General features: G+C 41.3%; 13 protein-coding genes. 12 read left to right on the plus strand and 1 reads right to left on the minus strand.

The genetic code is table 11. The features are described from left to right. Positions 1-58: 58 nt before the first annotated feature. From pnp to ACFI6L_RS02095, 3 genes are all read left to right on the plus strand, one after another. The gene (pnp, locus tag ACFI6L_RS02085; protein ID WP_039232945.1) at positions 59-2170 is read left to right on the plus strand and encodes a polyribonucleotide nucleotidyltransferase; all 2112 of its coding nucleotides are present in this window, start codon (positions 59-61) and stop codon (positions 2168-2170) included. Between the two features lie 174 nt (positions 2171-2344). After that, positions 2345-2638 (plus strand): DUF1244 domain-containing protein, encoded by a 294-nt coding sequence (locus tag ACFI6L_RS02090; protein ID WP_462573336.1) that lies wholly within the window; start codon positions 2345-2347, stop codon positions 2636-2638. Positions 2639-2763: 125 nt separating this feature from the next. Further along, positions 2764-3657: a SinI family restriction endonuclease gene (locus tag ACFI6L_RS02095; RefSeq protein WP_171337108.1), complete on the plus strand. Its 894-nt coding sequence runs from the start codon at positions 2764-2766 to the stop codon at positions 3655-3657. 15 nt (positions 3658-3672) lie between these two features. Here the strand turns inward: ACFI6L_RS02095 and ACFI6L_RS02100 are convergent, their stop codons facing one another. Beyond that, positions 3673-5094, minus strand: coding sequence for a DNA cytosine methyltransferase (locus ACFI6L_RS02100; RefSeq protein ID WP_171337107.1), 1422 nt, complete (start codon positions 5092-5094; stop codon positions 3673-3675). A 374-nt stretch (positions 5095-5468) separates the two neighbouring features. Here ACFI6L_RS02100 and ACFI6L_RS02105 point away from each other — a divergent pair, with 374 nt between their 5' ends. From ACFI6L_RS02105 to ACFI6L_RS02145, 9 genes are all read left to right on the plus strand, one after another. Next, positions 5469-6038, plus strand: coding sequence for a hypothetical protein (locus ACFI6L_RS02105; RefSeq protein WP_462573337.1), 570 nt, complete (start codon positions 5469-5471; stop codon positions 6036-6038). Positions 6039-6104: 66 nt separating this feature from the next. Further along, the gene (locus tag ACFI6L_RS02110) at positions 6105-6572 is read left to right on the plus strand and encodes a hypothetical protein (protein WP_171337105.1); all 468 of its coding nucleotides are present in this window, start codon (positions 6105-6107) and stop codon (positions 6570-6572) included. A 44-nt stretch (positions 6573-6616) separates the two neighbouring features. Then, a complete protein-coding gene (locus tag ACFI6L_RS02115) occupies positions 6617-7066 on the plus strand; it encodes an acyltransferase (protein WP_171337104.1) in 450 nt (149 codons plus the stop codon). A 296-nt stretch (positions 7067-7362) separates the two neighbouring features. Further along, positions 7363-8862, plus strand: a complete 1500-nt coding sequence (locus ACFI6L_RS02120; protein WP_462573338.1) for an amidohydrolase family protein — start codon at positions 7363-7365, stop codon at positions 8860-8862. Positions 8863-8896: 34 nt separating this feature from the next. Then, positions 8897-9307 carry a hypothetical protein gene (locus tag ACFI6L_RS02125; protein WP_462573339.1) on the plus strand — a complete coding sequence of 137 codons (411 nt, stop codon included), beginning with the start codon at positions 8897-8899 and terminating at the stop codon, positions 9305-9307. 193 nt (positions 9308-9500) lie between these two features. After that, a complete protein-coding gene (locus tag ACFI6L_RS02130) occupies positions 9501-10229 on the plus strand; it encodes a trypsin-like serine protease (protein ID WP_014949399.1) in 729 nt (242 codons plus the stop codon). Positions 10230-10401: 172 nt separating this feature from the next. Continuing rightward, the gene (locus ACFI6L_RS02135; protein WP_462573340.1) at positions 10402-11256 is read left to right on the plus strand and encodes a DUF1444 family protein; all 855 of its coding nucleotides are present in this window, start codon (positions 10402-10404) and stop codon (positions 11254-11256) included. A 159-nt stretch (positions 11257-11415) separates the two neighbouring features. Further along, a complete protein-coding gene (locus ACFI6L_RS02140; RefSeq protein WP_462573341.1) occupies positions 11416-11910 on the plus strand; it encodes a P-loop NTPase family protein in 495 nt (164 codons plus the stop codon). Between the two features lie 150 nt (positions 11911-12060). Then, positions 12061-12384, plus strand: a complete 324-nt coding sequence (locus ACFI6L_RS02145; RefSeq protein WP_283622558.1) for a hypothetical protein — start codon at positions 12061-12063, stop codon at positions 12382-12384. Positions 12385-12427: the final 43 nt, after the last annotated feature.

The raw sequence follows: 12427 nt of genomic DNA on the forward strand, positions 1-12427 counted from the left end.
TATACTATGCGCCGCGTTTAAAAGCGATAAAATAAAGATTGAAATTAAAGGACAAATAGTGACTCCTATTACTAAATCATTTCAGTATGGACAGCATACTGTAACTCTAGAGACGGGTGTAATTGCTCGTCAGGCAACAGCTGCGGTTCTTGCGAGCATGGACGATACGTCTGTACTGGTAACAGTAGTTGGTAAAAAAGAAGCCAAAGCAGATCAAGACTTCTTCCCACTTACTGTTAACTACCAAGAAAAAGCGTACGCTGCGGGTAAAATCCCAGGTGGTTTCTTCAAGCGTGAAGGTCGTCCATCTGAAGGTGAAACACTGATTGCACGTCTTATCGACCGTCCAATCCGCCCATTATTCCCAGAAGGTTTCAAAAACGAAGTACAAGTTGTTGTTACTGTAATGTCTGCTAACCCAGATATCCCTACAGACATCATCTCTATGATTGGTACTTCAGCAGCCCTTGCTATCTCTGGTATTCCTTTCAACGGCCCAATCGGTGCGGCTCGTGTTGGTTTTAGCAACGGTGAATACATTCTAAATACACGCGCAGAAGAGCAAGCTGAAAGCGAGCTTGACCTTGTTGTTGCGGGTACTGAAGGCGCAGTACTTATGGTTGAATCAGAAGCAAGCGTGCTTTCTGAAGACACCATGCTAGGTGCGGTTATGTTCGGTCACGAGCAAATGCAAACTGTAGTTAACGCTGTTAACGAATTTGCTGCTGAAGTTGGCACTGAGAAGTGGGACTGGGCACCAGAAGCAGAAAACACTGCGCTTAAAGACAAAGTTAAAGCACTAGCTGAAGCAGAAATGACTGCGGCTTACCAGATTTCTGACAAGTTAGAGCGTAAAGACGCAGTAACTGCAGCAACTGAAAAAGCACTAGAAGCTATCCTTGCTGAAGACGAAGAGCAAGATAAGAAAGAAGTACTAGACCTTCTTCACGACCTTGAGTCTGACGTTGTACGTTCACGCATTCTATCTGGTGCGCCGCGTATTGATGGTCGTGACCCAGCAATGATCCGTGCACTAGACGTAGCGACAGGTATTCTTCCTCGTACTCACGGTTCTGCACTATTTACTCGTGGTGAAACGCAGGCACTTGTAGCTGCTACGCTTGGTACAGAGCGTGACGCACAGATGATTGACGAGCTTCAAGGTAAGCGCGACAGCCGTTTCATGCTTCACTACAACTTCCCTCCATACTGTGTTGGCGAAACCGGTATGATTGGTTCGCCTAAGCGTCGTGAAATTGGTCACGGTCGTCTAGCGAAGCGTGGTATTCAAGCAGTAATGCCGAGTGAAGAAGAGTTCCCGTACGTAGTACGTGTGGTTTCTGAAATCACAGAATCAAACGGTTCATCATCAATGGCGTCGGTATGTGGTACTTCACTAGCGCTTATGGATGCAGGTGTTCCAATTAAAGCGTCTGTTGCGGGTATCGCAATGGGTCTTGTTAAGAGTGACGACAACTTTGTTGTACTTTCAGACATCCTTGGTGACGAAGATCACCTTGGCGACATGGACTTTAAAGTAGCGGGTACTACCGAAGGTATTACTGCACTTCAAATGGACATTAAGATTGAAGGTATTACTAAAGAAATCATGCAAATTGCGCTTAAACAAGCAAAAGAAGCACGTTTGCACATTCTTAAAGTAATGGACGAAGCGATTGGCGGTCACCGTGAAGAGCTAAGTGAATTTGCTCCACGCATTTACACAATGAAGATTGACCAAGACAAGATTCGTGACGTTATCGGTAAAGGCGGCGCAATGATCCGTCAAATTACTGAAGAGTCTGACACTAACATCGAGATTGAAGACGACGGTACTATCAAAATCTTCGCGACAGAGCGTGCGAAAGCAGACATCGCTATTAGCAAGATTGAGCAAGTAACGGCTGAAATTGAAGTTGGTAAGACTTACAACGGTAAGATTACACGTATTGTAGACTTCGGTGCGTTCGTAGAAGTACTTCCAGGTAAAGAAGGTCTTGTTCACATTTCACAAATCGCTCACGAGCGTGTGAACAAAGTAACTGACTACCTAGAAGAAGGCCAAATGGTTGACGTTAAGGTTATGGAAATCGATCGCCAAAACCGTGTACGTTTAAGCATTAAAGAGCTTCTAGAAAAGCCTGCGCCTAAGTCTGACGACGCAGAGTAATGGCAATTAGGTTTTAAACCTAGTTAGCTGTATATGAGTGAAAAGGGAGCTTGGCTCCCTTTTTTCGTTTTAGGTTTCAAAGGTAATAACGGGTTGGGTTTTACTTGTTAACCCGCACGTTTAAGCCTTACATTTAGGCCATAACGAAAAACGCTTTATTAGAGGTAATAGATAATGGATAAGCAAACGCAAACCGAAGTAGAAGCAGCAGTATTCCGCCGCTTAGTAGAACACCTAGACGCGAATAAAGACGTTCAGAACATCGACCTGATGATTTTGGCCGATTTCTGCCGTAACTGCTTGGCAAAATGGTATTCGGCAGCTGCAAGCGAGAAGGGCGCTGATATCGACTACGAAGCCGCACGTGAAGTGGTATACAAAATGCCGTATTCAGAGTGGAAAGAGAAGCATCAGCTTCCAGCTACTGATGAGCAGTTGGAGAAGTTGGCTGCTAGGCAGGAGAAGTAGTTTTTAGATAGGACGGAACTTGTCTTTGTGTTTTGAAAGCCAGCTTATGCTGGCTTTTTTGTTTTTGGGTGGGGTGGAATACATTGAAAGCATTTGCATGCAGAATCGTTGTATTTGATATATGAGTGATAAAAGGTATTGCGGTTTTTCTTTATTTTTCTGTTGGTTGTGGGGTATCGTATTTCTTAATACAAGGACAGGTTCCCGAAAGTGGTGTGGTAAAGCATGACGGTTTGGGGACGGGTAAGCTTTTAGGGCTCCGAAGAATTTCAGAATGGAGAGTTAAATTGAAGTTAAAAAAAGCGTTAGAAAGCCTAGGTAAAGAAGAGTCAATTAGGGTTGCTAATCAGGCTGCCTCGGATTTAGGCATAGAGTGGTATGGGGGTATATCTATTGTTTTCAACGCCATTGCCTCTGATGTTGAAAGGGCACCTGGAAATATTGGTGGTAAAAATGACAATGAATACGATGTTATTCGCAAATGGATTTCGAAATACCAAGCTGGAAAAAGTGGGCGGGCGAGCCGAAGATTCTCAAATCCACCTGGCACAGTTGCCGATCCAATTATTGAAAAAATTATTGGCGCTAGGTTAAGTGGTCTCTCTCAAGATGATTTGCACCGAATTAATTATGCCCACAGGCTGGGTATGTCTGCTGAAAATATTCTAGGTCTAATTTTAGAGGAGTACTTAGCAAATGAATTGGAGCCTTTTCGTTGGCATTGTGCATGGGGAGAAACTGTAAAATCTGTTGATTTCGTGAATGAGGATGGAAGGCTTCTCCAAATTAAAAATCGGAGTAATTCTGAAAACAGCTCAAGCAGTGCTGTTCGAAATGGGACACAGATTGAAAAATGGTTTCGCATAAAGGCACGTAGGGTTGAGTATATGTGGGGCGCCTTAAATGATATTTGCGGCACCTCTTCTCTTTCAGAAGAGTCTTTTGTGAGCTTTGTGCAAACCACCCTTGAAAACAACCCTGCTTGTCTAGCTATAGAGCCTGAAAATCCTTGGAATTAACGAGGGAAGCTGGGGTTAACCAAACCCCATCTCTTTCTGAAATGCGTTTCCGTTGTGGCGCTTTAACAGGTCTTCGAAGTCTGAGGTCCACTCAATATCAGACGTGCGTTTGTAGCGAGAGTACTTAAAGCCCTTAAATTGGATGGTATCAATGCCACTTAACAGGCCTTTTACTAAACGACCTACGGCGTAACCCAAGCTGATAGGTACTGCGTTACCAACCTGCTTATACCGTTGAATAAGTGGGCCCGCGAGCTCCCAATTGTCAGGAAATTCTTGAATCCTTTTATATTCCTGAATGGATAATGGTCTATTTTCTACAGGATGGGCCAGATCCGTTGCGGGCATTGCTGGGTGAGTGACAAGCGTCGGAGAAGGCTTATCCCACGCTAATCTTCGAAGAAAACCTGTCTTCCCACCTCCAGAATAATAAGATTTTCCCATAGCTTCTTTTTGCAAATCGTCTGGTAAATTTCTCCAATTCTGCCCGGGTTTTAGCAACCGATAATACTGAAGCCTTTTTTCTGGGAAGTTCAAATGATCGTGCTCTGGGATATTAGATAGGCATGACTTTAACGTCTTCCATTTCGGCAATCCGTGTTCTCCATTCTCAGAGTAGGTGGGAACTAGGTAAGGAGGTTTTTTTCCGTCTCGAGAACAAACGATTATCACTCTTTCTCTATTTTGCGGTGTTCCAAAGTTAGCTGAGTTATATAAATTGAATGAGAACCCGTAACCTGAATTATTCAGCCGGTTTATTATGAAATTTAAAGCACCGCCTTTGAGCTCGTCTTCGCTGAGGTCTGGATATCCTTCACCTCTTTTATCATGTGGTCTGTGATCCATTGGGCACGACAATAAGCCCCGAACGTTTTCAATAACAAAATACTTTGGTTTCAGATCTAGGCAAAGATCTAAATATTTTATAAATACGTTTCCCCTATCATCATTGAAGCCTTGTCTTTTACCTGCGGTACTAAATGCTTGGCAAGGTGGGCCACCGACAATCAAGTCTATATCATCTTTTTCTGATAAGTCTGCTGACTCGCGGATATCGTTCGCATTATAATTGTTTATGTCAGATAGCAAGGCTGCGTTAGGTTTGTTGAGAGCTATAGTTTGTCTGCAGTATTTATCAACTTCGCACGCAAGCCTGATTTCAAAGCCAGCCTTCTCAATACCTAAATCTAGACCCATAGCACCTGAAAAAAAGCTAAGGGCAACAGGTCGCTTTTTGTTGACATAATAGGCTGGATGATCCTCCGCCACTTTGTGAGAAGTTTTTAATCCATATGATTGTAAGCTTTCGCTATTTATAACCCACGAGCTGCCTATTTTTCGTGCACTTAATTCGTTGTTTCTACATAGAGTTCGGATGCGCTGCTCACTGATATTTAGTTGTTTAGCAGCTTCTTTTATCGTAATTTCGGTACCCATTTAGTGTTTCCTTTACGAAACCTTAGATAAGTACCAATATAGCTGTATAAAAACACATGTCAAGCCATAACAAGCGTAAGTTGACTGACTGGTTTTCAGCTGCGCTCCATACCAAACGCAAAGGCGAGATCTTAGGAGGTCCATAAATACTAGATTAAGCAAGCCCAAGATGAAAACTTAGCAATGCTTATTGATTAGATTGGGCAATATTCGGAAAGAAACGATACATTTTCTTATGCGGCTCATAAACAGTTTTTCGAAAGCCCATCATGGTCAGAAAAAGATGAACTAAACAAGACAGTCACTTTCGCACTTTTTCAAAGAATCGACCTATAGAAGTTAACGAACTTTTAAAAACTACAATAGGGGTTTAAATGGCATTGCACTTACTTTGGGATGAGTTTAGGTCCTCTTTCGTTAAGAATTTAGAAGCTTTACCTGTTTCTCAATTCAATGAGGCTTGGAAGACATCGAAGAATCGTACTCGCCTATATGAGCATACTATCTTAGAGCCAGTTTGTCGTGAAATAGGCTTAAACTACAAAAAAGAACTCTTTAAAATCGACTATACATTTTGTCGAAAATCTAAAAATGGAACAGATGTTCCACTGGTTTTTATTGAATCGGAAAATGTTGCGCTCGACGCTGAGCACGAAATGAGAAAGTTATGTTGCCTTTCAGCACCGCTAAAAGTGCTAATTACTTGTGCAGAATGGAGTGATATACCAGGTGACTGGAAAAATGGTGGTTATAAAGAGCTGTTAACCAATAGGTGGTCCGAAATGATTTCCGCGCACAATTCAATATGGCCTCAACCTGCATTGACAGGCGTGTTAATAGCAGAGGCGGTAAATGAACGTTTGCGTTACTACAGCATACTTTTCGGTCCAAACGGTTCTATAGAAAAAGAAAGCGAAATCATATTTGAGATTAAGCTCCGTTAAAAAATACTAAACAAAGCACTAAAAAAGACAGGCATGTTTATAAACTCTCTAATTAAGGATAATTAAATGAATAAATTACTACCACTAATCTCTTTTATGTTTTTACTTGCACTTCCTTCAACGGCTTATGCTAAGGATGAATTGATAGTTATCCAAAAAGAGAGTAGTGATGGTAAACAAAGAGAGGATTATTTCTACTTGATAGGTACTCAATCAAGAGGAAAGCCCGCCAACTTCACCTTGTGGCGAAATCAGTTTGATTTTTATAAAGCTTGGGATGGTAAAGGTAATCCTAAACTTACAATCGAAAATGCTGCTTTAAAAGCCAAGGAATTTTATAAATCTGAAGGCGCATTTCAACTAATCGGACTTGAATTACGGTTAGGTTATTCATTTGATTCTAGTGTTTGGTATTATTTAATTAGCCTTGCAAAGACTAGCGATATAACAGAGCGAGGAGTTGAAAGTGATAAAATTTATAGGGTTGTTGTATTAACAAGTGGAGAAGTTCTTCCACCATACACTCCAAAATAAAATACTAAACAAGACAGGCATATTCGTGGCTATACGGAATCACCATGAAAAGTAAACTCTCACTTGCACAATATGTTAAGAAGCGAAATGGGGTTCCATTAGGGGCAAGTGGCTCCATGACAAACATGCTTTCGCGCTCTTTCGGCGCCGCATCTTTTCCGGTTTTTTGGCACTATTGGAATCCGATCTGGGGTTACTATTTATCACGCAATGTCATGCGTCCACTTGCGAGTTTTCTTCCTGTTTCGTTAGCCACTTTTCTTACATTTCTTGTTAGCGGGGCGCTTCACGATTTAGCGGTCTCTATCGTCAAGCTGAAAACCATTTTTTTCTTCACCCTTTGGTTTGGATTAATGGGTTTGATTGTTGTAGTTTCTAAAGGGGCAGGGATCTCATACGGCCATGTAAGTTGGCCTGTTCGTGCGTTAATAAATTCGTTGTTTATTTTAGTATCGTTAGGTTTAACGTACTTTTTGGAAAAGTTGTACGCATAAAGGAAGCTTCTAAAGACTAAATAAGACAGGCATATTTGTGTATTTTACACTGACCTTAGACGAGGGAATACGGCCATAATGAAGGGGCGTCGCTCCACGTTTCTCTTCACAATACGCAACTTCGTGAGACTCTTTATGCGTATCCAACCCTATAAAAATCATGCTATGTTTGTTCATGCTAGCCTCCAAATTGATTTAGTATTGAACAAACTAATAATGGACTCCGGCCGGCGCTCCGGTGGCTGACAAGTTAACCCACGAAAATGCGGGGGCTAGCACTTATACGGGGAGTCATAGTGTCTAGCGAGATCACAACAACAAGGAAAGTTATGCTTAAACATATGCTCACTGCGATTCTGTTTCTACATTATCCTACTTTTGCAAAAGAGAGTGTGCTGATTGAAAATGTGACCGTCGTATCATCGCACCTTCAGGAGCCATTACTAAAGGCGCATGTTCTTATTTCTGATGGACGGATAAAGACAGTATCGTCATCTAAGATTGAAAAAACATTTGATGTACAGGTAATAGACGGGTCTGCTTTATACCTAGCTCCTGGAATAATGGATAGCCATGTTCATGTTTCATCCATTCCTGGCATGGGATTTGGCGTGGAACCTGTGGCGCAAAAGAATGAAGCACTTGCTGAAGAATACTATAAACAGCAACCCTTTAGCTTCTTGTACTACGGTATAACACAGGTTGTCGACCCAAACCCCGGGCTCGAATGGAAGAAATTTACTGCTTCTGAAATACATCCTGATTACTATCGTTGCGAGGTCATTACCTCACGCTCAACATTTCCTTTGGTAGAGAAAAATGATGAGCTGTCGAAATCCATGTTTTCCTATATCGTTGAACAGGACGTTGCTGAGACAGCACTGAACTCTCCTGAACAAATTGGAAAACGTATTGCTGAATCCGGCGCATCTTGCATAAAAATATACTTTGAAGATGGCTATGGGGATGAAAGTCAGTGGCCGTTATTGTCTGACGATACCCTGAAACGTATTCGAAAATCTGCATCACAACATAAACTACCTCTAGTAGCACATGCCAATGCATTGGATATGTATCAAAGAGCTATTGATGCAGAGGTGGATGTAATTGCGTACGGGCTCTGGAATTGGGGGGAGTTTTCGCGTGAAACTGAAGTGTCCAAATCAATGCATGGCGTGCTTAACCAGTTAATGAGCAAAAGCACTGGGTACATGCCAACCCAAAGGGTAATTGCCGGACTAGGTGAACTCATGTTGCATAACTCACATGGTGTTTCTGAATTTAGTAAGGTAACGCCCGAAGAATTAATTGAATGGTATAAGCAACCTTCGGCACAATGGTTTAAAGAAGAATTACGCGCAGGATTTGACGGACTACCCGACGAGGTTATTGCTCGAATCTTTTTGAAAGATCGGGTGGGGAAAGGTAACAAAATTTTAAAAATCCTCACCGAGGCAGACTATCCGCTGTTATTAGGTTCTGATTTTCCGGGAAGTCCCAGTTTTTCCAACCAACCTGGTTTAACCACTTTCCTTGAAATGAAAGCAATGGCAGACGCTGGCGTATCTTTAACTGCAATACTCTCAGCTGCGACCATTAACAATGCGCGACAATTTAATATTGATGAAGATTACGGAACGGTTGAAGTTGGTAAGGTTGCAAATTTACTTTTGCTAGAACAAAACCCTTTAAATACTGTGGACGCTTGGAGCAACATCCACCACATTATCCTACATGGAGAAGTTTTTAATCGATCAGATTTTGCTGCAGATACTATAGCTAACAAATCATTGTAGCGGACGAGCCGCTGAATGCGGCGTTAGGGTTAAAATGGAACTTCACGTCACAAGCGTAGATTACGCTCCAGAGGAACTACATGATCAAGTACCTTTGGTGTTTGAGTTATTAAGGGAAATTCCAGGCAGTGACCGTCCTGACTATTGGATAGGAAGGTGTAAAACTCCTATTCAATGGATCGAAGGCAATAAAGATATTACTTATGTAGTTGTTGCGGCTAGATGGCAAGGCACAAGAATCGAACCTCATGTCAAAAACTTGCCCGTTGGAATATCCTACGTCTTAGACGAATCAGTTTTAACTGACGAAACATTGGACTTTAAAAAGTGCAGCTATGTAGCTATCGGCATATCCCATGAAACTACGGGTTGCACACTGCCAGAGAAACACAAAGGCATATTGGCGGGTACTATTGGTAAGTTCTTTGGCAAGGGTAGTCAATAAAATGACTAAATCATCTAACAAACACATCAAAAATCGCCCCCCAAAAGGCGTGGGGAGACTGGTCAGTAAAAATGATCAGTAATATTTAACATTGACTAACGAAAAACAAATTTTGAATTTATCCCTATTGCACCAATGCAGACTAGTATGGGTGTTTTTGGCGCTCTGTTGTTTTGAAAGTAATGCAGTAGTTATGAGACACGATGTTTCTGCAGAAAAATATCGTGTTGAAAAAATGCCAGAATATGTTGTAGATATGCCGGGTGAGGGCCACGGAGTTCTCATCGCAGAGCAGTGGGTTGTTACTGTCGCACATAGTATCTTTTACGATTATACGAATACCAACTTAAAAGTTGGTTCTAAATACTATGAAATAGAAAAGGTTTATATTCATCCAGGTTACATAAAGCCAAGGGGCAATGAATTAAGCGGTGATTTAGCTCCGCTAATGCAAGTTTTGAAATCCAGCAGCGATATTGCGTTAATAAAACTATCCAGTCCAGTTTCAGACATTATACCCATTTCAGTCTATTCAGAAGCTGCAGAGAAAGGGCGTGTCATAACAGTTTTTGGTAAAGGCGCAACTGGAAATGGGTTAACAGGTGAGAACGTAGAAACTAAGTCGCTCAATCAGGCAAACAAATTTCAAAATGTCGTAGAAAGTGCAAATGGTAAATGGCTAACGTTCAAATTTGATTCTCCTAAAAATGCGCTTCCCCTAGAAGGAATGCATGGCTCAGGAGATAGCGGAGGCGCTTCTATTATTTATCAAGATGGCGAACCATATCTAGTGGGGTTATCGAGTTGGCAATTTGCGACTGGAGATATTTCTGAATTTAAAGGCGGACTGTATGGTACTACTGCTTATCAGACTAGATTATCAAATTACTACCATTGGATTCTGAATATTATTGGTAATTAAAAAGTAAGCTAATTTATTCGTGTGCTCGTAGGGCGCGAATACATTTACTTCGTAACGCAAGAAGATTGTTCAGGCTGTTTTCTCGCTATACTAAAAACTTTAATCAATGCATGCGTAGGCCAAATCAATAAGTCGCAAGTTTTACGATAAATAGGGAAATAAGTGAGTAACTATGAAAATAATAATCATAGCTTTTGTATGGCTTTTTGTTAGTAGTTCGTTCGCTGAAATCGTTTTAGATGAAAGTGCGTTTACTCAGCGCTATGCTAAAGCAATGAACATCAGAGAAGATGGCGTAAGGGCAGATATAAAGGGTCGTTTGGAAGTGGAAATGACTTACAGCAACGGAGAAACATCTACCGCGTACCTCGATAACGCCTACATGAATTACCGCTCAAGCCCAGGCGAACTAGACGCAATTATAAACGCTTACATCAATGCATTAACCAAAAGCAGTAGCGATGTTAAATCCAACATAGAAAAAGAGCATATCTTTCCCGTTATCAAGGACAGGGGCTATATGGAGCAAATAACGAAATTAATGAATCATAGCAGCAAGGGGGAACTACCTTTCTATTATGAAAAATTAAACGACGTCCTGTATGTTTTGTATGCCATTGATACGCCTTCTTCTATTAAATTCATGCCAAAGGAAGATATCAATGCTCTCGGAGTAGAAGAGGGAGAACTTAGAAACCTTTCAATGGCTAACTTGATGAATGCTAATGAGTCATTACAAATTCAGGGTGACCGGTCGACGGTCTCGATGGTTGTAGCTGATGGAATTTACGAAGCATCTTTTTTGCTTTATGACGATCTATGGACGAAAGAAAACTTTCCGGTGAGAGGAGATATAGTAGTCTACGTGCCATCCAGAGATGTGTTGATTGTTACGGGTTCAGAAGATACTGAGAGCCTTGAAACAGTGAGAGGTATTGTGCATAACCCTGAAAGTCAGTGGTCTCATGCTGTGACAGATATTGGATTTGTGCGAGAAAAAAATAAATGGGCTGAATTTCACAAGTAATAGGAACGTCTAGCTGATGCGGTATCTCTGTAGATGCGACTAATAAAGATACGCTACCTATGATTTGTCATCATCTACGTTTAGCAGTTAATAGGTTAAATGCGATAAAACAATCTACGCTGGGTGAAGTTACTGTTATTTGGTCTAAGGAATAGAACATTGGCAAGAATTCTAATATTTGGAAACTCTGGTTCTGGAAAATCTACGCTGGCAAAGCACTTATGCAAGACACAAGGTTTGGCTCATTTAGATCTAGATACATTAGCGTGGAATCCTACTAGCCCACCTGAGAGAAAGCCTATCGTAGAGTCTGAAGAAGAGATAAAGACGTTTATTTCTTCCAACGACAAATGGGTAATTGAAGGCTGTTATACAGACTTACTAAAAACTGTAGAACAGCAGTCTACTGAAATTATATTTATGAACTTACCCATTGAATCCTGCATTTCAAACGCAAAGGCGAGACCTTGGGAGCCCCATAAATACAAAACAAAGCAAGCCCAAGATGACAACTTAGCAATGCTTATTGATTGGATTGGGCAATATACAGAAAGAAACGATACATTTTCTTATGCGGCACATAAGCAGTTTTATGATGGCTATCACGGTCATAAAAAGATGATTACGCAAAATGTCCCAACTGAGCAATGTTAGGCAAAGTTTGGAACTTGAAAGATAATAAGTCACTATAGTTACTCGTTTGCGCACTCTGAAACAATAATACATAGACTCAGGTCGCTACGCTCCCAAGTATAGTTTACGTGCAATTCCCCCTTATTTAGGGAGCTGCTACAAGGAATTCTCATGCTGCAAACGCTGGTCATTTGTCTTTTTATCCTGTCTATTTGGGCGTTGTTAAAAAGCGCTACCGATTTCGTTAATGTATGGAAAAGTGAGGCGCCACTTCATTGGCAGAATTGGGGAGAGCCAGAGTTTGTGGATTTATATCGTGGTATGTTTGGAGAGCTTTGGCCTGTAATTTTTGGCAAAGCTTGTGAAGAAGCGGGTAGTGACCTGCTAGTAAAAAAACGAAATGATATCCGTTTTGTTCTAAAAATTATCGTTTTACTTTTTATCGCATCTACTGCTTTCAACGGGTTCTACTTTGAAGTTAAGCCACGCGGATAAGCTAATGTTCCCGTAACGGGTTGATACATGCCAAGAAAGACGA

The sequence above is a fragment of the Alteromonas sp. G4i35 genome (assembly GCF_054960375.1).